Raw genomic sequence first — 21,418 nt, forward strand, 5'->3', positions numbered from 1 at the left:
ATCGGCGGAGAGGGGGCCCCGGTTCAGTGCGCGCTCGACAGCTTCATCAGGACGAGCCCGGAGACGATCAGGGCCGCCGCGGCGAGGCGGAGGGCGCCGACCTCCTCGCCGAGCACGGTGATGCCGACGAGGAAGGCGCCGACGGCGCCGATCCCGGTCCAGATCGTGTAGGCGGTGCCCAGCGGCAGCGTCCGCAGGGCCAGCGCCAGCAGGCCGAAGCTGCCGGCCATCGTCACGGCCATGATCGCGGTCGGCCCGGGGCGCGTGAAGCCCGCCGACTGCTTCATCGCGTAGGCCCAGGCGACCTCGAGCAGGCCGGCGGCGGTGAGATAGATCCAGGCCATGTCGGCCCTCCTGAAAGGGCCGGGCCGTCCCGGACTTGTGCCCCGCGCGCGGGGGGAGGACGTGGCCTCGCCGGCCGGCGGGATAGGGCGAGGGCGCGGCGCGGTCAATCCGCGCCCGCGGGCGATCTCGGAGGCCGGGACGGCGGCCGCCGTGTCGCCCGCTCGCGGGGGGGCTGGCCCTCAACCCTGTTCGCCCGCCGCCTCGACGCGCGGATCCGATCCGCCCCCAGAAAAATTACGTTATAACGTTGCGCAATCGCATCCGCCGTGTTGACTGCGCCCGCAGTCAAGGCGAAGGTCTTCCGGCCAAGGTTCCCGCGCGCTCCCGGCGCGCGGGCTAAGAGGGAATTCGGTCGGCTCCCCGGAGCGATGCCGAAGCTGCCCCCGCAACTGTACGCGGCGAGCCCCTGCCGCCCATGGTCACTGGTGCGTCGCACCGGGAAGGCCAGGCCGGGGCGATGATCCGCGAGCCAGGAGACCTGCCTTGCGCGTTGTCACGTCCCCCGGGCGGGGTGTCCCGGCGGAGCGCGTGCGCGGATGCGTACCCTCGGGACGCGCCCGCGCAGGCATCCGCTCGGCCGCCGACCGGCAACCTTGAGCATGCCGGTGATCCGCCGTCCGAGCCCGAACGCCGACCTTGCCGCGAACCGTCCCGCGCCCGCCGCGCGGGGGCGGCGCGCACCGCGCCTCGCGCTCGCGGCCGCGCTCTCGGCCGGAGCACCGCTGCCGGAGGCCCGCGCGCAGGACAGCGTGACGCTGGGAGAGCTGTCGGTCGAGAGCGTCGGGCCCGAGGGCGTCGGCAACGGTGCGGCGCCCGGCACCACCACGGCGCGGGGCGCGATCGGCCTGATCGGGCCGACGCCCGGCTACCGGGCCGACCGCGCGGTGAGCGCGACGCGGACGGACACGCCCCAGCGCGAAGTGCCCCAGATCGTCACCGTGGCGCCGCGCGAGGTGATCACGGATCTGGCCGCCACCCGGGTCGACCGGGTGCTCAGCTACACGCCGGGCGTGGCGCAGCAGAACAATTTCGGCGGCCTCTCGGTGTTCAGCTACGCGATCCGCGGCGTCACCACCTCCGAACTCTACAAGAACGGGTTCCCGATCAACCGCGGCACCCCGCCGCCGCCCGACACCCAGAACGTCGAGCGCATCGAGGTGCTGAAGGGCCCCGGCGGCGGCCTGTTCGGACGCAGCGACCCCGGCGGCCTCGTCAACATCATCACCAAGCAGCCGACGACCGAGCGCTTCGTCGAGATGGGCGGGCTCTGGGGCTCGTTCGAGCAGTTCCGCGGCACGGTCGATGCGGGCGGCGCGCTGAACGAGGACGGCACGCTGCTCTACCGCTTCAACCTCGCGGGCGGGCGCCAGGGGAGCTTTCGCGATTTCGTGGACGGCGACCGGCTCCTCGTCGCGCCCGTCATCAGCTGGCAGGTCACGCCCGACACCCGCGTGACCGTCGAGACCGAGTTCCTGCGCAACCGCATCGTGTTCGACCGCGGCGTCATCGCGATCAACCGCCAGCTCGGCCTGCTGCCGATCTCGCGCTTCCTCGGGGAGCCCGGCCAGAGCACCTACCAGTCGAACGACACGATGCAGATCCGCATCGATCACCGCTTCGACGCCGACTGGCAGATGCGGCTCGCCACCCATTTCAACACCGGGTCGCTGGAGGGCGAATCCGCCGAGATCAGGAGCATCGCCGCCGACAACCGCACGGTGGCGCGCGACCGCAACGTGCGCGACTACCGCTGGGACGTGGCGATCGGCCAGGCCGAACTCGTCGGGCGCTTCGACACGGCCGGCATCGGCCACACCCTGCTCCTCGGCTTCGAGCGCGAGAGCACGGACAGCCGCGTGCTGTATCTCCGCTCGAACTTTCGCACGAGCCCCTACAGCATCGACATCTACAACCCCGGCTACGGCCAGCCGCTGCCGCCGCTCACCATCCCGCGCAACAACCTGGAGCGGGTGACGAACACCGCCCTCTACGCCCAGGACCAGCTGAGCTTGAGCCCCGAGTGGAAGGCGCTCCTCGGCGTGCGCTTCGACTTCTTCGAGCAATCCTTCCTGGAGCGCATCCCGCGCTCGCTCACCGAGCAGTCGCGGGCGGCGGCCTCGCCGCGGGCGGGCCTCGTCTACCAGCCGATTCCGGAACTGGCGCTCTACACCAATGTCGGCACGAGCTTCCGGCCGAATATCGGCCCGGACGCCGCGGCGGTGGCGCGCTCCGGGCCCTTCGCGCCCGAGACCGGGCTCGGCTACGAGGTCGGCGCCAAGCTCGACCTGTTCGGCGGCGCGCTCGGGCTCACCGCGGCGGCCTTCCGGGTCGAGCGCCGGAACGTGCTGACGGCGGACCCCGCCAACAGCGGCTTCTCGCTGGCGGCCGGCGCGGTGCGCAGCCAGGGCTTCGAGCTGACCGCCGCCGGCCAGATCACCCCGGAGATCAAGATCCTGGCTGGCTACGTCTTCGCCGACGCGGTCGTGACCGAGGACAACGTGCTCCCCGTGGGTGCGCCGCTCATCAACGTGCCGCGCCACTCCGGCAGCCTGCTCGCCGTGCACGAGGTGCAGGCCGGCCTCTGGAAGGGGTTCGGCATCGGCGGCGGCGTGCGCGGCGTCGGCGAGCGGGCGGGCGACGCCGCCAACGGCTTCAAGCTGCCGGCCTACATCGCGGTCGACGCGCTCGCCTACTGGCGCTACGAGAATTTCCGCTTCGCGCTCAACGTCGAGAACGTGTTCGACACCGAGTATTACGAAAGCTCGCTCAATGCCTTCCGGGTCTATCCGGGCGCGCCGCGCCGCTTCACCGGCACGATGACGGTGCGGTTCTGATGGCGGAGGAGATGCCCGTCGATCGGACCGTCCTGGCGCTGCAGGGCGTCGTCAAGCGCTTCGGCCCGCGCACCGCGCTCGCGGGCCTCGATCTCAGCCTGCGCCCGGGCGAGGTCTTCGCGCTCCTCGGGCCGAACGGGGCCGGCAAGACCACGACGATCAACCTGATCCTCGGCTTCCTGCGGGCGGATGCGGGCACGGTGCGGGTGCGGGGCGTCGATGCGGGGGCCGACCCGGTGGGCGCACGGGCGCACGTCGCCTACATCCCCGAGCAGGTCGCGCTCTATCCCACGCTCTCGGGGCTGGAGAACCTGCGCTACATCGCGACGCTCGCCGGGCTCGACCTCCCGAAGACGGAAGGCCGCGCGCTGCTGGCCGAGGCCGGCCTCGGCGCGGACGCCCACGACCGGCCGGCCGGCGCCTACTCGAAGGGCATGCGCCAGAAGGTCGGCATCGCGATCGCGCTCGCCCGCCGGGCCGGGCTGCTGCTCCTCGACGAGCCGACCTCGGGCCTCGATCCGGGCGCCGCGGCCGAGTTCTCCGGCACGGTGCGGGCGGCGGCCGCGCGCGGCAGCGCCGTGCTGATGGCGACGCACGACCTCTACCGGGTGCGCGAGATGGCCGACCGGGTCGGCGTGCTCGGCGCCGGCCGCATCGTCGAGGAGATCGACCCGAGGAGCCTCGACCACGTCGCGCTGGAGCGGCTCTACATCGAGCGGCTCGCGGGGAGCGCGGCGTGAGGCGGGTCGCGGCCGAACTCGCCCTGACCTTGCGCGACGTGCGCCTGCGCTGGATCGGCGCCGTGCTCGTCCTGCTCCTCGCCGTCGCCGGGCTCGCCGCGTGGCGGGAGGCCGCCGCCTACGGCGCGGAGGTCGCGCGCATCACCGCCGCGGAGCGCGACCGCTGGCTCGGGCAGGACGCCAAGAACCCGCATTCCGCCGACCATTACGGCCTCTGGGTGTTCCGCCCCTCCGCGCCGCTCGCGGTGCTCGACCCCGGCACCGAGCCCTATACGGGCCGGATGGTGCGGGTGGAGGCGCACCTGTTCAACGACGCCGTCTACCGCGCCGTGCAGGATGCGGGCCCTCTTGCCCGCGCCGGCCTCGGCAGCGTCGCCGACATCGTGCAGCTGGTGGTGCCGCTCGCCGCGATCCTCATGGGCTTCTCGGCCTTCGCGGCCGACCGGGAGCGCGGCACGCTCCGCCTCGCGCTCGGCAACGGCGTGCCGCCGGGCCGGCTCTTCGCCGGGCGCCTCGCCGCCCTCCTCGTGGCGCTGGCGCTCGTGGTCGGGCCGCCGCTGCTCGGGCTCGGGGCGCTCGCGGCCCTGAGCCTCGGCTCGGAGGGCTGGCAGGTCTGGCCGCGCCTCATCGCCTGGGTCGCGGCCCAGCTCGCCTATGCGGGCGCCTTCCTGCTCGTCGCCATGCTGGCCTCGCTGGTCGCCCGCACGGCGCGCGGCGCGCTCTCCGTCTCGCTCGCCGCCTGGGTGCTGCTCTGCGTCGCCGCCCCGCGGCTCGCGGGCGCGGGCGTCGAGCTGGTGCGGCCCGCCCTCCCCTACCGCGCGGTGCGCGCCCGGATCGATGCCGGCTTCCGGGCGCATCGCACGGCGGAGGCGAACGACACACGCGTCCGCGAGGTGCTGGCCCGCTACGGCGCGAGCGATCCGGACGAGCTGCCGGTCGACCTGCGCGGCCTGATGATGTCCGAGAACGAGAGCCACAACTTCGCGGTCTACGACCGCGAGCTCGGCGCCTTCTTCGACAGCCTCGCCGCCCAGGAGCGGGCGGCGGCCTACGCGGGCCTCATCTCCCCGCGCGTCGCCCTGCAGGCCCTGTCGCAGACGCTGGCCGGCACCGACTTCGCCGCGCACGCCCACTTCGTCTGGGCGGCGGAGCGCTACCGCCGCACCATCTCGGAGCGGATGAACGCCGAGATCCGCGACCACCCGCAGGGCGGCGGCCGGGTGCTCGTGGCCGGGCCGGAACTCTGGCAGGAGATCCCGCCCTTCGCGCACGCGCCGCTGCCCCTCGCCCGCGCGCTCGCCGACGCGCGCGTGCCGGCCCTGATCCTCGCCCTGTGGCTCGGGGCGCTCGCGGCGCTCGCCGTGCCGCTCGTCCGGAGGCTGAAGCCCTGAGCGCCGCCCGCTTCTCCCGCCTCGTCGCCGCCGAGCTGCGCCTCGTCCTGCGCGAACGCCTGACCTGGGCGATCCTGGCGGCCCTCCTCGCGGCCCTCTGCCTCGCCGCCCGCACGGGCGCCGAGCGCGTCGAGACGGTGCGCGCCGCAATCGCGCAGGCGGAAGACGACGGCGCGCGCACCGTGCGCGAGGCCCGCGCGGCGCACGCGCGCTACGCCCGGCCGAGCCCGATCACCGTGAACTACTGGCAGGACCCCACCGACGCCTTCGGCTACATGACCTACTTCCTGGCCGCCCACGCGGTGAAGCCGCCGACGCCGCTCGCGCACCTCGCCGCCGGCCAGTCCGACGTGCAGCCCGCCTTGATGCGGATCAGCTTCGGCTTCAGCACGGTCTTCGACGATACCGCCTACGAGCTCGGCAGCGCCGCCCGGCTCCGGCTCGGCGCCTTCGACCTCGCCTTCGTGCTGGTCTACCTCGTGCCGCTCGCCGTGATCGCGCTCGCGGGCACGCGGCTGGCCGCGGAACAGGATACCGGGATCCTGAGGCTGATCGCGGCCCAGCCGGTCGGCCCGCGCCGGGTCGCCGCCGCGAAGTTCGGGGCCGTGGGGCTCGTCGCGCTCGCGGGCGTGCTCGGGGGGACAGGGCTGGCGCTGCTCGCGGCCGGCTGGGCCGGCCCGCTCGCGGGCTGGGGCGGCGTGCTGGCGCTCATCGCCGCATGTCTCGCCGCCTACACCCTGTTCTGGGTCGCGGCCTGCGCGCTCGCCGCAAGCCTCTGGCGCGGGGCGGTCGCGGCGCTCGCGATCCTCGTCCTCGCCTGGGCCGGCCTCACCGTCGCCCTGCCCACCGCGCTCGGCCTCGCGGTGGACCTGCTCGCGCCGCGCCCCTCCCGCATCGCGGCGATCGACACGAGCCGGCAGGCGCAGGCGGCGTTCTACGCGGGCGAGACCGGCACGCGGGTCGCGAGTGCGTGGCTCGCCGCACGCGCCCCCGAGGCCGCCGCTCGGCCGGGCCCATCCGAGAAGCCCGAGATCAAGCGGCTCGCCCGCGACGCCTTCTACGACGCGGCGCTCGGGCAGACCCGGGCGGCCCTCGGCGCGCATGCCCGCGCCCTGGCGGCCTGGAGCGGGCGCCTCGCCCTGCTCTCGCCCGCGAGCGCGCTGGCGCTGGCGCTGGAGAAAGCCGCGGGCACGGACGCCGCCCGGCACGCCGCCTTCCTGGCGGCGAGCACCGCGTATCGCCGCGACCTGCGCGCCTTCTTCGAGCCGCGCATCCTCGCCCAGGCGCTCGATCCGGTCCCGGTCTGCGCCGGCTGCCCGGCGCGGCTCGACTTCGACGCCTACGACGCCGTGCCGGCCTTCGCGCCAGCCCCGGCCCTGGCGGCGGCCCGGCACCAGGCCGGGCTCAGCCTCGCGGCGCTCGTCGCCATGGCACTCGCGCTGGCGGCGCTCGCCCATCGCCGGCTGCGCAGGTGGCCGGCCTGACCTCTCACGAGACGGTGACCCGGATGATGCCCAACACGGCCGCGCCCCCCGCCGTGCGAGCCCGCATCGGCTCGATCGACGCGCTGCGCGGCCTCGTCATGCTGCTGATGCTCGTCGATCACGTGCGCGAGTTCTTCTACCTGCACGCGCAGGTCGGCGACCCGATGAACCTCGCCGCGACGCCGCCCGACCTGGTCCTGACGCGGGCCGCCTCGCACGTCTGCGCGCCGGTCTTCCTCCTGCTCACCGGCCTCTCGGCGAACCTCTACGGGCAGAAGCACGGCGACCGGGGCGCCGTCAGCCTCTTCCTGCTGAAGCGCGGGCTGCTGCTGATCCTGCTCGAGATCACCCTGGTCAACCTCGCCTGGACCCGAAGCCTCTTCCCGCCGATCCTCTACCTGCAGGTGATCTGGGCGATCGGGATCAGCATGGTGGCGCTCGCCGGCCTGCTCTGGCTGCCGCGCCGGCTCCTCGCCGGCCTCGCGCTCCTCGTCATGTTCGGCCACAACCTGCTCGACCCGGTGCGGCTCGCGCCGGAGGAGACCGGCTACGCGCTCTGGTCGATCCTGCACCAGCGCGGGATGCTGCCGCTGCCCTGGGGCGCGGCGCGCACCTCCTACCCGGTGCTGCCCTGGATCGGCGTGATCGCGGCAGGCTACGCGCTCGGGCCGCTCTTCGCGGGAACCACCTCGCCCGCGCTCCGGCAGCGCCGGCTGCTCGCGCTCGGCGGGGCGCTGCTCGGGGCCTTCTTGGTCCTGCGCGGGCTCGACGGCTACGGCGAGCCGGTTCCGTGGCAGGCCGGTCCGACGCCGCTCCTGACCGTCCTGTCCTTCGTCAACCTGACCAAGTACCCGCCCTCGGCCGACTTCCTGCTGCTGACGCTGGGTCTCGGGCTCGCGCTCCTCGCGCTGTTCGAGCGGCTCCCCGCCGCCGGCCTGGGCTGGCTGCGCAGCTTCGGCGGCGCGCCGCTGTTCTTCTACCTCGCCCATCTCTGGCTGCTGCGGCTGATCCACGACGCCGCCCTGGCGCTCGGCCTCGGCGGCCGCTCCGGCGGGGTCGAACTCGCCGCGCCGTGGCAGATCTGGCTCGTCACGGCGTGTCTGAGCCTGCCGCTCTGGCTGGCTTGCCGCTGGATGGTCGGGTTGAAACGCCGGGCCGCTTGGCCGGGGCTGAGCTATCTCTGAGGCCGCTTTCACGGTGCTGAGGTTCGTTCCCCCTTCCCCGTGCGAAGCTATCGATGTTCACACATCCCGGGCGAAGCCCTTCGCGCTCTTCCCTCCCCCCTCTGCGGGGGAGGGAAGCACCCGAAGGGTGACGGGAGAGGGGTGAACGCTTCAGGCAGAGGCGGTGCCCTGCATAAGGCCGCGCCGTTGCCTGAAGCCGGGTTCCCCTCTCCCGACCCCTGCTGACGCAGGGGCCACCCTCCCCCGCAGAGGGGGGAGGGAAGAGCGCCGAGGATATCAGCAAGGCGTTGCGTGCCTCCCGTAGGAGCGCGGGGAGAGGGGGGCGCGCACCCTACCGCGTTGTGGGCAGGAGGGTGTCGGGCAGCCACATGGCGATGCCGGGCACGAGGCAGAGCACGAGGATCGCCACCGCCATCAGGATCACGAAGGGCAGCGTGCCCCAGATGATGTCCGAGAGCGGGATATCGGGCGCGATGTTCTTGATCACGAAGATGTTCAAGCCCACCGGCGGGTGGATCAGCCCCATCTCCATCGTGATCGTCATCACGACCCCGAACCAGACCAGGTCGAAGCCCGCCGCCTTCAGGGGCGGCAGGATGATCGGCGCCGTCATCAGGATGATCGAGACCGGCGGCAGGAAGAAGCCCAGCGCGATCACCAGCGCCAGGATCGTCACCAGCAGCAGCCAGGGCGAGAGCTGCATCGCCACGATCGCGGCCGCCGCCGATTGCGAGATGTGCAGGTAGCTCATCACGTAGGCGTAGAGCAGCGACATGCCGATGATCAGCATCAACATCGTCGATTCGCGCAGCGTCGCCGTCAGGATCGGCCCGACGTCCTTCGTGCGCCACACCCCGTAGATCAGCGCGATCAGCGCGAGCGCCAGAAGCCCGCCGAGCCCCGCCGTCTCGGAGGGCGTGGCGTAGCCGCCGTAGAGCGCCACCATCACGCCCGTGAGCAGCACCACGAAGGGCAGAACCCGCGGCAGGGTCGAGAAGCGCTCGCCCATGCTGTAGCGGTCCTCCGCCAGGATCGGCGAGGCGGGGCCGCCGGCCGCGTAGGCGGCTTTCGCCACCCCGTACTCGTGCCGGAAGCGGTAGACCGACCAGGCGGCGAACAGCCCGACGAGCAGCAGGCCCGGCCCGATCCCGGCCAGGAACAGCCGGCCGAGCGACTGCTCGGCGGCCACCGCGTAGAGGATCATGGTGATGGAGGGCGGCAGGAGGATGCCGAGCGTGCCGCCCGCCGCGATGATGCCCGCGGCGAATCCCGGCGAGTAGCCGCGCTTGCGCATCTCCGGGATGCCGGCCGAGCCGATGGCCGAGCAGGTGGCGGGCGAGGAGCCGGCCATGGCGGCGAACAGCGCGCAGGCGAAGACGTTGGCGATGCCGAGGCCCCCGGGGATGCGGTGCATCCAGGCGTGCATGGCCGAGTAGAGGTCCTGGCCCGCCTTCGAGCGCCCGATGGCCGCGCCCTTGAGGATGAAGAGCGGGATCGAGAGCAGCGTGATCGAGGCCATCTCCTCGTAGACGTTCTGGGCGACCGTATCGAGGGAGGCGCCGGGCATGAAGGCCAGCATGAAGACCAGCGCGACGGCACCCAGCGCGAAGGCGATGGGGATGCCGGCGAGCATGGCGGTGAGGGTGGCGCCCGCGTAGAGGGCGCCGATGGCGGCCACGCTCATCGCTTGGCTCCTGCGTTGGGGTTGGCGGTGGCGACCGTGGTGCCCATCGGGTCGGGTCCGCGGGGGGTGAGGTCGGGACGGTCGCGGACGTCGCGGTTGAGGTCGGCTCCGACGCCGATCTTGGGCTCGGCCCAGCCGGCGCTGCGGGGCCCGCGGGCCAGCGCCGCGGCGATCTGCAGGGCGAGCTGCAGGCAGAGCAGGCTCATGCCGAGCGCCATCATCGTGTAGGGGATCCAGAGCGGGGGCCCCCAGGTGGATTGCGAGACCTGGCCGTCGACCCAGGCCTCGTGGTCGAGCGACCAGCTCTTCCAGGCGAAGAACAGGCAGAAGGCGAGGCTGACGGCATCGACCAGGACGAGGCGGACGCGGTTGACGCCGGCCGGCAGGAGACCGGTCAGCGCCTCGATGGCCACGTGCCCGCGCTTGGCCTGGACGGCGGCGGCGGACCCGAAGGTGGCGCCGATGATGAGGAAGACGGCCATCTCGTCCTGCCACTCGGTCGGCTCGTGCAGGACGTAGCGGATGAGGACGGAGTAGCTCAGCACGAGGCAGGCGGCGACGAGCGCGAGCCCGCCGAGGCCGAGGATGAGGCGGTTGAGCAGGCCGATGGCGTGCTCGACCGCGCCGAGGAGGCCGGGCAGACGCGGGGCGGGCCCCGCCTGCGTCTCGGTGGCGGCGGTGGCCGCGTCGAAGCCGTGGCTCACGCGACCTGCTCCGCGAGCTTGAGGAGCTCCGCGCAGGTCGCGCTCTTGTTGGCGTAGTCCTTCCAGGCGGTGTCGCGGGCGATGGTGCGCCAGCGGCCCATCGTCGGCTCGTCGAGGTTCTGCACCTTGGCGCCGGCCTTGGCGAACAGCTCCTCGACGCGGGTGTCGTCGGCCTTGGCGCCCTCCTGGCCGAAGGATTCCAGCTCGGCGCCGACCGCCATGATCAGGTCTTGGCTGTCCTTGGGCAGGCGCTCGAACACGATCTTCGACATCATGATCGGCTCCAGCATGAACCAGTAGGAGCGCTCGCGGCCCGACGTCAGGGCCTTCGACAGCTCCTCCAGGCGGAAGGAGATCAGGCTGGTGGAGGAGGTGATCACCGCGTCGCAGGCGCCCGTCTGCATGGCGGCGTAGGACTCGTTCGAGGGGATCGAGAGGGTCGCCGCCCCCGCCTGCTTCATCATCAGGTCCATCTCGCGCGAGCCGCCGCGGACCTTCAGGCCCCGGGCGTCGTCGGGCGTCACGAGCGGGCGCTCGCGGCTCGCCACGCCGCCGGCCTGCCAGACCCAGGAGACGAGGACGATGCCCTTGGCCTCGAGGATCTCGGTGAGCTTGCGGCCGACGGGGGCCGCCTTCCAGGCGAGCGCCTGCTGGTAGGAGGTCACCAGCGCGGGCATCAGGCCGATATTCGTCTCCGGCACCTCGCCGCCCGCGTAAGGCGAGGGGTAGAGCGACATGTCGAGCGCGCCCTTGCGCATGGCGCCGAACTGGGCGTTCGTCTTCATCAGCGAGGAGCCCGGATAGACCTGCACCTCCAGCGCGCCCTTCGAGCGCTCGGTCACCGCCTTGGCGAACTTGCGGCACATCCGGTCGCGGAAATCGCCCTCGTCGATCGTGCCGCCGGGGAACTGGTGCGAGATCTTCAGGGTGGTCGCGGCCTGGGCCGCGCCCAGACCGAAGCGGAGGATGGCCGGCGCGGCGAGACCGGCGGCGAGCAGGGTACGGCGTGTCGGCGTCATCGTTCTCTCCCGCACCGCACAAGGGCGGCTCTGTTATTTATTGCAGCGCATCACGTATACTTGATGCCACTTCGAATATGGAGAAAAGACCGCCTTGTATATTTTGTCAACGCGTCCGTAGAATGCCGACGGAACGGCCGGGCCGCGCGACCGGAACGACGGACGGGGATGTCGGGAGCGGCGGACGGGACGGCGGACGGGACGACGGACATGAGCCAGGCACAGCGTCTCCGGCAGGTGATCGAGGAGGAGATCGTGGCGGGGCGGCTCGCCGCGGGTTCCCGGCTCGACGAGGCGCAGCTCGCCGAGCGCTTCGGGGTCTCGCGCACGCCGATCCGGGAGGCGCTGCTGCAGCTCGCGGTGACCGGGCTGGTGGAGACCAAGCCGCGCCGGGGCGCCGTGGTGAGCGCGCCCGCACCCGACCTCCTGTTCGCGATGTTCGAGACGATGGCCGAGCTGGAGGCGTCCTGCGGGCGCTTCGCGGCCCGCCGCCTCGTGCAGGCGGACGAGGCGGCGCTCCGGGCGGCGCTCGCGGCCTGCGCCACGGCCGCGGCATCGGGCGACACGGAGGCCTATTACGAGGAGAACCACACCTTCCACACGGTGATCTACCGGGCGAGCCGCAACGCCTTCCTGTGCGAGCAGGCCTACAACCTGCACCGGCGGCTGGCGCCCTACCGGCGGCTGCAGCTGCGGGCGCGGCACCGGCTCGGCCAGTCGCTCGCCGAGCACGAGGCGGTGGTGGCGGCGATCCTCGCGGGCGACGAGGCGGCGGCCGCCGAGCGCCTGCGCGGGCACGTGCTGGTGCAGGGCGACCGCTTCACCGACCTGATGATGAGCCTGCGGGCGATCGGCGACGCGGCCTGATCAGGCGGCGCGCCGCTCTCGCGCGCGGACCTGCGCGTAGGTGTCGAGGTAGCGGGCCGCGACCCCGGCCCAGGCGTAGCGGGCGAGATCCTCGGCGGGCGGTTGTCCCCGTGCGGCCAGGGCACCGTAGGCCTCCCGCACCGCCCGCGCCGCCGCGGCCGGGTCCGCGAAATCGCAGAGCGCGATGCCGGGGTGCCGGGCCGCGAGGTCCGTGAAGGAGGCGTTCGGGTGGACCACCGGCACCAGCCCGGCGCTCATCGCCTCGACCAGCGCGATGCCGAAGCCCTCGTACTCGGAGGCCGAGACGAAGAGGCTGGCCTCCCCGATCAGGTCCCGCACCCCGGCGGCGTCGAGCCCCGCATGGACGCCGACCGCCCCGACGAGCCCCGCCGCCTCGATCTGCGCCGTCAGGTCGGCGACCGTCAGGTCCGAGGGCACGCCGACGATCCGGAGCCGCCAGCCGGCCTCCTCCGCCCGGAGTTCGCGCATCAGCGCGATCAGCCGGTCGAGGCGCTTGTTGTGCGAGAAACGGCCGAGCGTCAGCAGGGTCCGGCAGGGCGCCGGGCTCGCGGCCCCCGCGAACTTGGCGAGATCGACGCCGTTCTCGATCACCGGCACGCCCCCCGGCACGATCGCGGCGAACTGGCGCGCGTCGCTCCCGCTGCAGCCGACGACGGCGCCGTAGGCGCGCGCCGAGGCGCGGGTCGGCCCGTTGAACCAGAGCCGCTTTAGCCCGGCATGGGCCTGGGTGTGGAAGAAGCCGCCATGGGTCGTGGCGACCAGCGGCAGGCGGTGCAGAGGTCGCGTCAGGGCGAGCGCGTCGAAGAAGAAGTCGATCGCGTGGACGTGGACGATGTCGGCGCCCTTGAGCCGGCCCAGGAAGCCCGGCGCCAGGGGGTAGCGCGACGAGCCGCGGAAGGGCATCCGCTCGACCGCGACGCCGTCGATCGTCTCCCGGGCCGCGAGCCTCCGGCCCGGTTCCGAGAACAGGCGGTCGAGGGTCAGCACCCGGACGTCGTGGCCGAGGCGCACCTGCGCGCGGGCGAGGTTGGCGACGAAGTCCTCCAGCCCGCCGCGGTTCGGCAGGAACTGGCGGACGACGTGCAGGACGGCGAGGCGGTCGGTCACGGGCGCCCCCCGCAGCGGGGCGCCGCGCGGGCGGCGGCCTCGATCACCGCGGAGAGCGGGCCCGCGCCCGGCTCGATCCGGAAGTGGTAGGATGGCGGCCACCAGTCGCCCGCGCCCCAGGCGGCCCAGCCGACCCACTGGGCGGGATGGGCGTTCACGTGGGCCAGGATGGCGGCGAGGTGCTCCGGGCAGCCGGCCTGCGCGGAGGCGCCGACCTCGCCGAGATAGGCCCGGGCGCGGTTCCGCAAGAGCCAGCCGGTCAGGCGCTCGACGGCAGCGAGCGCGTCGGCGCCGCGCGGGCAGGCCCCCGAGCCGCCCGAGAAGTCGGCGTCGAGATACTGGTGCACGTCGTAGGCGGCGTTCTCGCCCGGATCGACGAGGCCCGGCATCGTGCGGGCGTTGTTGCCGAGCGGCGTGTCGGCCTCCCAGCTGTGCACCCCCGTCCAGAGCGTGCCCGGCACCAGCACGAGCTGGCGCGCGCCCACGTCGCGGATCGCCGCCACCGCGGCGTTCGCGGCCGGGAGCCACTCCGCCGCGGGGATGTCGTAGGGCTCGTTCATCAGCCCGAAGGCGACGGCGGGCTCGCTGCGGAAATGCGCGGCGAGCCGGCGCCAGACATCCGCGAAGGCGGCCCGCGTCGCCGCGCCGGTGCCGATGCGGTCCCGGCCGTGATAGGCGAAGTTGTGCAGGTCGATCACCGTGCGCATCCCGGCGAGCTTGGCCGCGACCACCGCCGCGTCGAGGCGCAGCAGTTCCGCCGCGTCGAGGGGCTCGGCCGTCCGCGGCTGCAGCCGCTCCCAGCGCACCGGCAGCCGCACGGCCGTGAGGCCGAGGGCACCGAACCGGGCGATCGTCCGCGCCGACGGATAGGCGTAGTCGGTGCCGTGGCGGCCCGGCAGGGCGCCGAACTCGGGCCCGCTCAGGTTCACCCCGCGCAGGCAGGCCGGCTCCGCGGCCCGCGCGGCCGGGACGCTCGCCCCGGCGAGGGCGAGGCAGACCGCGACGGACGGCGGCGCGAGCCGGAGGCCGCGCGGCCCGCACTCAGCCGGCCGCATGGGGCACCGGATGCGGCGTCGGCCGGGGCAGGCCGCCCCCGACGGAGGGACGCAGGACCGCCGTCGCCATGTTGTCGACGCCCCAGCGCCGCCGCACCCAGGAACTCATCCGCAGGTTGTAGCTCAGCGTCAGCACGAGGTTGGCGACCGCCACCCCGAGCATGCCCAGGACGTCGGCGAGGCCGCAGAGCAGCAGCCCGTAGATTGCGAACAGCACGGCGTTGTTGACGAGCAGGAAGCGCTCCCCGCCGCCGATCATCAGGAGGGACACGCCCGACCCGAAGAAGGCCGTGACGACGGAGGAGAGGCAGAGCACCAGCAGGACGTCGAGATGGGCGACGAAATCCGGCTTGAACAGGGCGAGCGCGTAGGGCCCGACGACGAGCATGCCGAGGGCGCCGGTCACGGAGATCAGGAAGCTCGCGAGGGAGAGGCGGGCGACGAGGCGCTGGAGGCCGGACCAGTCCGCGGCCTGGATACGCGCCGCGGCCATGGGCAGGCCGACGGTGTCGATGGCCGCGACCGGCAGCAGCAGCAGCGTCGCGTAGCGCAGGGCGACGAAGTAGAAGGCGGCCTCCTCCATGCCGAGCACCGCGCCGACGATCACGGTCTCGAGGTAGAGCGAGAGCGCGTGCACGCCGTTGTTGGCGGTGAAGTACAGGCTCTGTGAGCGCCAGACGGCCCGCTCGGCCGGGGCCGCCACGGCGCCCCCCGGCCGCAGGTCGGACCCGTGCAGGCGGACGAGGTGAACGAGCTGGAAGGCGGTGGCGGCGACGAACAGGGCCAGCACCAGCACCATCGCCTCGGTCGCCCCGTGGAGCACGCCCGCGAGCGCGCCGAGCCAGAGCAGCAGCGCTGAGCCACCCCGCCACACGATCTCCCGGGGCAGCAGCGCCAGGGCGAAGCGGCGCTGGATGCGGAAGAAGTTCTGCAGGTACTCGCTCACCGCGAACACCGCCGCGAAGGCGAAGGCGAGATGGAGCCTGTCGTAGGGATCGGGCAGGGAGCGCTCCGCCACCACGACCACCGCGCCCGAGGCCAGCAGGAACGCCAGCGCGAGGCCGAGCCAGACGACGTTGTGGCGCACGAGCACGCCGTTGGCCGCGCCGGAGCCGGCGTCCATCCGGTAATGCTTCAGCAGGAGGTTGTGCTGGCCGAGCACGGCGACGAGGCCGAGGCCGCTGCCGATCGCGAACAGGAAGACGTAGATGCCGTACTCGTAGGTGCCGAGCAGGCGGCTGGCCGTCAGCAGCGTCAGGAAGCCGAGGATCGCGCTCGCGAAGCGCGCGACGAAGGCCGTAGCGAACTGGCCGGACAGGGCCGAGCGCCGGATCGTTGCGACGAGCTTGTGCATGGGGCGCCGCGTCTCCCTGACGGGTCTCGGTCGGCCACCCCACCCGGCAGCCGACCGGAAACCGGCTATCACGGGGCGGACTAGCGCGGGATTAACGGGACGCCCTGAAAAGCCGCAGGTCCCTTCACGATTTCGACAAGTTTCGCACACCCTCGCGACCCGCCATTAACCACAGCGAACGTTAATCATCTTCGCGCGCGTCGAGTTCACCTCCAATCCACCGGGCAATGGTTAGATTTCGCAGGAATGACGGCCCTGCAACCCGTCGCGATGCGACGGCCCCGGAGCGCTCCATGTCACAGTCGAAGGTCGATCCGAGCCCGCCTTCCTGGCCCGACGACCGCTTCGAGATCGAGGCGGTCGCGGTCCACGATCTCACCCGCGCGGCGGCGTTCGAGCATCTGCGCGCGGCCATGGACCAGGGGCGGCAGGTCGCGCTCGGCTTCTGCAACGCCAACATGCTGCTGAAGGCGCTCTGCTCGGCGAGCTACGCGGGGACCCTGAAGAACCTCGTCCTCCTCAGCGACGGGGTCGGCCTCGACCTGTGCTCGCTCCTGTTCCGCGGCCGCTTCTTCCGGGAAAACCTCAACGGAACGGATTTCGTCCCGGCCCTGCTCGGCGGCGACGCGCGGGAGCGGACCGTGTTCCTGCTCGGCGCGCGGCCCGGCGTCGCCGAGGCGGCGGCGCGCAACCTCGCCCTGCGCTATCCCCAGCACCGGGTCGTCGGCACGCGGCACGGCTACTTCGCCCCCGCGGACACCGACGCGGTGATTGCCGAGATCAACGCGGCGGCGCCCGACATCCTGCTCGTCGCCCTGGGGAACCCGGACCAGGAGACCTTCATCGCCGAGCACGCGCACCGGATCGACGCGCGGCTCCTCATGGGGGTGGGCGCGCTGATCGACTACACGGCGGGCATCGCCGTGCGGGCGCCCGCGCCCGTGCGGCTCCTGCGGCTCGAGTGGCTCTACCGGCTAATGCGGGAGCCGCGCCGCCTCGGGCGCCGCTACACCGTCGAGGCCGCGCTGTTCCTCGGCATGATCGTGCGGCTCCGCCTCGCGACGCTGGTGCGGGCGCGCCGCGCCGACGCGCTGAGCGCGCCCTGACCGTGCCGCGGAGCCGTCCCGTGTCGCAGACCCACGCCCCCCGCGCGCAGGCCGCGGACGCGCGCCGGCCGGAGCCGGAGATCCCGGTCGCGTTCGAGGGCCTGCACGGCTGGTTCGCCCCCGGATCGAGCCGCCGCGGTGTCCTCCTGTGCGGAACCTACGGCTTCGAGCAGCTCTGCGCCTACCGGGCGTGGCGCGGCCTCGCCCGCTCGATCGCGGCCGCCGGATGCGCCACGCTGCGGCTCGATTACCCGGGCCAGGGGGATTCCCGGGACGCATCCCCGGGCGAGGACGCGATCGCCGCCTCGGTCCGGGCGATCCGGCAGGGCATCGCCTTCCTGCGCGCGGAGGGCGGGGCGGACGAGATCGTGCTCGTCGGCCTCCGGCTCGGCGCCACCCTGGCGGCGCTCGCCGCGCGGGAGGGCGGCGTCGAGCGGCTCGCGCTGCTGGCGCCCTTCGCGACCGGCAAGGCCTACCTGCGCGAGATGACGATGCAGGCGCGCCTGCTCGACGTCCTGCCGGACCGCACGCCGATCGCGCAGCCCCCCGGCTCCCTCCTCGTCGGCAGCTTCCATCTCGGGCCGGACGCGCTCGCCGCGCTGGCGCGGCTCGATCCGGCGGCGGAGCCGGCCGCGGAGTCGGCTGCCGCGCCCGCGCGGGTGCTGCTGCTCGGCGCCCGCACGGACGCGCTCGCGGGCCACTACCGCAGCCTCGGCGGCGCGGTGGAGGCGGGCCCCTTCCCCGACCTCACCCAGCTCGTCTCCGACCCGCTCTTCGCCACCGCGCCCGAGGCGACCTTCGCGGCGGTCCGGGACTTCGCCTGCGCGGGCGCGCTCCCGCGGAGCATGCCCGCGCGGGCGCCGAGGGCGCCGTGCCGCATCGCGGGCGCGGGCTGGACCGAGGAGACCGCCCGGTTCGGGCCGGGCCTCGTCGGCACCCTGTGTGGGCCGCCGGACGCGCACCCGGCCGGACCGGCCGTCCTCTTCGTGAATTCCGGCCGGAACGTGCGCTCGGGCCAGGGCCGGCAGACGACCCGGCTCGCCCGCAGGCTCGCCGCGGACGGCGTCGCCTCCCTGCGCTTCGACGCGCGCGGCATCGGCGACAGCGCCGACCGGCCCGACGGCGGGCTGCCGGTCTACGCCGCGGACGCGATCGACGACGTGCGCGCCGCGCTCGACCACCTCGCGAGCCGGCAGGCCGGACCGGTCGTCGTCCTGGGCACCTGCAGCGGCGGCTACCTGGCCTTCCGCGCCCTCTGCGCCGAGGCCCGCCTGGCGGCGGCGGTCCTGGTCAACCCGTACTGCTTCGCGCTGAAGCCCGGCACCGACGTGGAGGCGATGATCCGCGACGCGTTCCGCGGCACGGTGAGCTACGCCGAGCGGGCCCGGCAGGGCCGGTTCTGGCGCCGGATCCTCGGCGGCGAGATCCGTCTCGGGACGGTGGTGCGGGCCCTCTGGCGGGACGGGCGCGCGATGGCGGCGCGCGGCGCGGCGCGGCTCGCCCGCGCGCTGCCGGGCCGCGGGAGCGTCGTCGGCGAGATCGCACGGCTGCGCCGCCGCGGCGCACGGATCCGGCTGGTCTACAGCGCGGGCGACATGGGCATGCCCGCCCTGCGCACGCATCTGGGGGCCCATACCGGCCGGGCGGCCGCGCGCCTCGCGCGCCGGCTCGGCTACCCGGTCACGGTGCTGGAGGGGGTCGATCACAGCTTCAGCCTTCCGGCCGACCAGGACCGCCTGTTCGCGATCCTGACGCAGGTCCTGCGGGACGCGGCCGACACGACCGAACGCGCCCGCATCCCCGCCCGACGGTCGGCCCGCGGGCCGGCGGACGCGCGGCAGCGCGCGGAGGCGCAGGGCGCGGTGCCCGCGGGCGCGGTGTCGGCCCGGATCTGACGGACGGAAGACGGATCGAGCGATGACGGGCAGGACCATGTTCGGACACGGGGCGACGCAGGAAGCCGGCTCGGGCCCGCGCGCGCCCGCCAGCCTCGGCCGGCTGGTGCGCCGCCTCGGTGCCGCCGTACCTGCGCGCGCGGCGGACGGCACCGCGCGGCGCGCCGTCCTGGCTGTCACGGGGCGGGAGGGGGTACGCTGCGGCGTCGCCGACTATGCGGACCGGCTCCGCGCGGTCGTCGCCGCCCGCGGGATCGACGTGCGGCTGGAGCGCCTGCCGCGCTGGTCGCTCGCCGGCCTGGCGCGGATCCGGCTGCGCTGCGGCCTCGGCGGGCGTGACGTGCTGCACATCCAGTATCCCTCCCTGGACATGGGCCGCTCCCCGGCGGTCGGGCTCGCACCGCTCACGATCGGCGGATCGCGGCTCTACCTGACGCTGCACGAGTTCACGATCTTCGGGCGGGTCCGCAAGCTCTACATGCTGCCCTTCGCCCTCTCGCGGGCGACGGTGATCTTCTCGAACGCCCACGAGCGGCAGGCCTTCGAGCGCTTCTTCCCGGTCCGACGCTGCCGGACGCAGGTGGTGCCGATCGGCTCGAACATCGCGGTGCGGGGCGCTCCCCCGGCCTCGGAGCGGGCGCGCGCGCTGGTCTATTTCGGTCAGATCGGCCCGGGCAAGGGGCTCGAAGCGTTCCTCGACGTGGCCGAGCGCGTCCGGGCCGCGGCGCCGGATGTCGAGGCCGTCGTGATCGGCTCCGCCCCGGACCGCGCCTGCCCGGTCTTCCGGGCGGTGGCGGAGCGGGCGGGGGCACAGGGCCTGCGGCTCGTGCTCGACGCCGAGCCGGAGCGGGTGTCGGAGGAGCTATCGCGGGCGCGCGTCGCCCTGCTGCCCTTCCCGGACGGCGTCAGCGAGAAGCGCGGCTCGGCCATCGCCTGCCTGGAGCACGGCCTGGCCGTCGTCACCACCCACTCGGACAAGACGCCGGACTGGCTCCGGAGCGCCACCGTCCGGCACGACGGCACCGCGGCGACGGCATCGCGGATCCGCGCCCTCCTGGATTGCCCGTCCGCGGCGGCCCCGGACCTCGACGCCGCCGCCTTCCGGGCCCTGCGCTGGCCGGACATCGCCGAGCGGCACGCGGGTCTCTACGGCTTCGGGTGAGCCGGCGGCGCCGCGCCGGCACGCCCCTCCCCCCGAGCGGCGACGCGGCGCGGGACGACGGCGGCGGGGCCGAGGACGAGGCGAAGCACAGGATCGGGGGACGGGCCGCGCGGCTCGGCACCCGGCAAAATCTGCAGCCCCATATCGGGACACGGACCGCAACCGCGGCAAACCCGGCCTTTACCGTACCGGCGGCATGGTCCCCTGGTCAGTCGCGTAACCGGTGTTTGCCATGGCTTCCCCGCGTACCGTGGTCGCTGGCGCACCCGCCCGGAAACAGGTCTCGCGTACCGGGCGGACGCCGGCGCCGCGGATGGGTCTCGTACCCGCCCAGCGCCTACCTCTCGACGAGGTGCTCCTCGGCGACTGCGTCGCCCGGATGAACGCCCTGCCGGCGTCCTCCGTGGACTGCGTCTTCGCGGACCCGCCCTACAACCTCCAGCTCGGCACGGCGGGCCTGCTCAGGCCCGACCAGAGCCGCGTCGACGCGGTCGACGACGACTGGGACAAGTTCGATACGTTCGGTGCCTACGACGCCTTCACGCGCGACTGGCTCGCCGCCTGCCGCCGGGTGATGAAGCCGAACGCGACCCTCTGGGTGATCGGGTCGTACCACAACATCTTCCGGGTCGGGAGCGCGTTGCAGGATCTCGGTTACTGGATCCTGAACGACATCGTCTGGCGCAAGGCCAACCCGATGCCGAACTTCCGCGGAAAGCGCTTCACCAACGCCCACGAGACGCTGATCTGGGCCTCCCGCTCGGCCGAATCGAAGGGCTACACCTTCCACTACGAGGCGCTCAAAGGAGGCAACGAGGACCTCCAGATGCGCTCGGACTGGTTCATCCCGCTCTGCACGGGCGAGGAGCGCCTGAAGGGCTCCGACGGCCAGAAGCTGCACCCGACGCAGAAGCCCGAGGCGCTGCTCGCCCGCACGCTCCTCTCCTCGACCAATCCCGGCGACGTGGTGCTCGACCCGTTCTTCGGCACCGGCACCACCGGCGCGGTGGCCCGGCGCCTCGGGCGCCGCTTCATCGGGATCGAGCGGGAGGAGAGCTACGCCGAGGCCGCGCGCGCGCGCATCGCCGCGGTGACGCCGCTCTCGCAGGCCGCCCTGATGGTGGCGCTGCCTAAGCGCGCCGAGCCGCGCGTGCCCTTCCTCAGCGTGATCGAGGCCGGGCACGTCCGGCCGGGCGAGACGCTGACCGACGAGCGCCGCCGCTTCAAGGCGACGGTGCGCCCGGACGGCCAGCTCGGCGTCGGCCCGGTCGCCGGCTCGATCCACAAGATCGGCGCGCTGGTCCAGGGCCTGCCGGCCTGCAACGGCTGGACCTTCTGGCACGCCGAGCGCGACGGCCGCCCGGTGGTGATCGACGCCTTCCGCGAGAGGATGCGCGCCGCGATGGCGGGGTGAGGCCGTCTCCCCGGGAAGCGGCGCTGCGGTCTCGGCCGCACCACCCTTTCCC

The 21,418-nt window shown here is 73.7% G+C and carries 17 protein-coding genes and 1 riboswitch; of the genes, 10 read left to right on the forward strand and 7 right to left on the reverse strand.

Going from position 1 to position 21,418, the window contains the following annotated elements:
• Nucleotides 1–23 precede the first annotated feature (23 nt).
• Nucleotides 24–344 carry a DMT family transporter gene (locus tag MFF56_RS25925; RefSeq protein ID WP_066920858.1) on the reverse strand — a complete coding sequence of 107 codons (321 nt, stop codon included), beginning with the start codon at nucleotides 342–344 and terminating at the stop codon, nucleotides 24–26.
• Between the two features lie 292 nt (nucleotides 345–636).
• Nucleotides 637–845: riboswitch (cobalamin riboswitch) on the forward strand.
• 99 nt (nucleotides 846–944) lie between these two features.
• Here MFF56_RS25925 and MFF56_RS25930 point away from each other — a divergent pair.
• Genes MFF56_RS25930 through MFF56_RS25950 form a run of 5 tightly spaced genes read left to right on the forward strand, consistent with a single transcriptional unit; the run spans nucleotide 945 to nucleotide 7,978 of the window.
• Nucleotides 945–3,179, forward strand: coding sequence for a TonB-dependent siderophore receptor (locus MFF56_RS25930; protein ID WP_066920856.1), 2,235 nt, complete (start codon nucleotides 945–947; stop codon nucleotides 3,177–3,179).
• Nucleotides 3,179–3,919 carry an ABC transporter ATP-binding protein gene (locus tag MFF56_RS25935; RefSeq protein ID WP_197430522.1) on the forward strand — a complete coding sequence of 247 codons (741 nt, stop codon included), beginning with the start codon at nucleotides 3,179–3,181 and terminating at the stop codon, nucleotides 3,917–3,919. Before MFF56_RS25930 ends, MFF56_RS25935 begins: the two co-directional genes overlap by 1 nt.
• Nucleotides 3,916–5,310: a DUF3526 domain-containing protein gene (locus MFF56_RS25940; RefSeq protein ID WP_066920854.1), complete on the forward strand. Its 1,395-nt coding sequence runs from the start codon at nucleotides 3,916–3,918 to the stop codon at nucleotides 5,308–5,310. Before MFF56_RS25935 ends, MFF56_RS25940 begins: the two co-directional genes overlap by 4 nt.
• Nucleotides 5,253–6,794, forward strand: coding sequence for an ABC transporter permease (locus tag MFF56_RS25945; RefSeq protein ID WP_066920852.1), 1,542 nt, complete (start codon nucleotides 5,253–5,255; stop codon nucleotides 6,792–6,794). The genes MFF56_RS25940 and MFF56_RS25945 overlap by 58 nt, the downstream gene beginning before the upstream one ends.
• Before the next feature lie 23 nt (nucleotides 6,795–6,817).
• On the forward strand, nucleotides 6,818–7,978 hold the full coding sequence (locus MFF56_RS25950) for an acetyltransferase domain-containing protein (protein WP_066920860.1): 1,161 nt from the start codon (nucleotides 6,818–6,820) through the stop codon (nucleotides 7,976–7,978).
• Nucleotides 7,979–8,309: 331 nt separating this feature from the next.
• Here the strand turns inward: MFF56_RS25950 and MFF56_RS25955 are convergent, their stop codons facing one another.
• Genes MFF56_RS25955 through dctP form a run of 3 tightly spaced genes read right to left on the reverse strand, consistent with a single transcriptional unit; the run spans nucleotide 8,310 to nucleotide 11,385 of the window.
• Nucleotides 8,310–9,662 (reverse strand): TRAP transporter large permease, encoded by a 1,353-nt coding sequence (locus tag MFF56_RS25955; protein ID WP_066920308.1) that lies wholly within the window; start codon nucleotides 9,660–9,662, stop codon nucleotides 8,310–8,312.
• Nucleotides 9,659–10,366 carry a TRAP transporter small permease gene (locus tag MFF56_RS25960; protein ID WP_066920310.1) on the reverse strand — a complete coding sequence of 236 codons (708 nt, stop codon included), beginning with the start codon at nucleotides 10,364–10,366 and terminating at the stop codon, nucleotides 9,659–9,661. Before MFF56_RS25960 ends, MFF56_RS25955 begins: the two co-directional genes overlap by 4 nt.
• Entirely contained in the window at nucleotides 10,363–11,385 is a 1,023-nt protein-coding gene (gene dctP / locus MFF56_RS25965; RefSeq protein ID WP_066920312.1) for a TRAP transporter substrate-binding protein DctP, read from the reverse strand. Before dctP ends, MFF56_RS25960 begins: the two co-directional genes overlap by 4 nt.
• A 210-nt stretch (nucleotides 11,386–11,595) precedes the next feature.
• Here dctP and MFF56_RS25970 point away from each other — a divergent pair, with 210 nt between their 5' ends.
• On the forward strand, nucleotides 11,596–12,252 hold the full coding sequence (locus tag MFF56_RS25970) for a GntR family transcriptional regulator (RefSeq protein ID WP_066920316.1): 657 nt from the start codon (nucleotides 11,596–11,598) through the stop codon (nucleotides 12,250–12,252).
• Here the strand turns inward: MFF56_RS25970 and MFF56_RS25975 are convergent, their stop codons facing one another.
• The 3 genes from MFF56_RS25975 to MFF56_RS25985 are packed head-to-tail and all read right to left on the reverse strand — an operon-like array spanning nucleotide 12,253 to nucleotide 15,789.
• Nucleotides 12,253–13,380: a glycosyltransferase family 4 protein gene (locus MFF56_RS25975; RefSeq protein ID WP_238231702.1), complete on the reverse strand. Its 1,128-nt coding sequence runs from the start codon at nucleotides 13,378–13,380 to the stop codon at nucleotides 12,253–12,255.
• Nucleotides 13,377–14,435 carry a glycoside hydrolase family 5 protein gene (locus MFF56_RS25980; RefSeq protein WP_066920314.1) on the reverse strand — a complete coding sequence of 353 codons (1,059 nt, stop codon included), beginning with the start codon at nucleotides 14,433–14,435 and terminating at the stop codon, nucleotides 13,377–13,379. The genes MFF56_RS25975 and MFF56_RS25980 overlap by 4 nt, the downstream gene beginning before the upstream one ends.
• The gene (locus tag MFF56_RS25985) at nucleotides 14,422–15,789 is read right to left on the reverse strand and encodes a lipopolysaccharide biosynthesis protein (protein ID WP_238231704.1); all 1,368 of its coding nucleotides are present in this window, start codon (nucleotides 15,787–15,789) and stop codon (nucleotides 14,422–14,424) included. The genes MFF56_RS25980 and MFF56_RS25985 overlap by 14 nt, the downstream gene beginning before the upstream one ends.
• A gap of 293 nt (nucleotides 15,790–16,082) precedes the next feature.
• Between MFF56_RS25985 and MFF56_RS25990 the strand changes: the two genes are divergently transcribed.
• The 4 genes from MFF56_RS25990 (at nucleotide 16,083) to MFF56_RS26005 (ending at nucleotide 21,366) form a co-directional block, all read left to right on the forward strand.
• Nucleotides 16,083–16,895 carry a WecB/TagA/CpsF family glycosyltransferase gene (locus MFF56_RS25990; RefSeq protein ID WP_066924513.1) on the forward strand — a complete coding sequence of 271 codons (813 nt, stop codon included), beginning with the start codon at nucleotides 16,083–16,085 and terminating at the stop codon, nucleotides 16,893–16,895.
• A gap of 20 nt (nucleotides 16,896–16,915) precedes the next feature.
• Nucleotides 16,916–18,790, forward strand: coding sequence for an alpha/beta fold hydrolase (locus MFF56_RS25995; protein WP_082773177.1), 1,875 nt, complete (start codon nucleotides 16,916–16,918; stop codon nucleotides 18,788–18,790).
• Between the two features lie 22 nt (nucleotides 18,791–18,812).
• Complete coding sequence (locus MFF56_RS26000) at nucleotides 18,813–19,952, forward strand: glycosyltransferase (RefSeq protein WP_238231706.1); 1,140 nt, start codon at nucleotides 18,813–18,815, stop codon at nucleotides 19,950–19,952.
• Nucleotides 19,953–20,184: 232 nt separating this feature from the next.
• Nucleotides 20,185–21,366, forward strand: a complete 1,182-nt coding sequence (locus tag MFF56_RS26005; protein WP_082773121.1) for a site-specific DNA-methyltransferase — start codon at nucleotides 20,185–20,187, stop codon at nucleotides 21,364–21,366.
• Nucleotides 21,367–21,418: the final 52 nt, after the last annotated feature.

The organism is Methylobacterium hispanicum (assembly GCF_022179285.1).
In the GTDB taxonomy this organism is placed as follows: domain Bacteria; phylum Pseudomonadota; class Alphaproteobacteria; order Rhizobiales; family Beijerinckiaceae; genus Methylobacterium; species Methylobacterium hispanicum.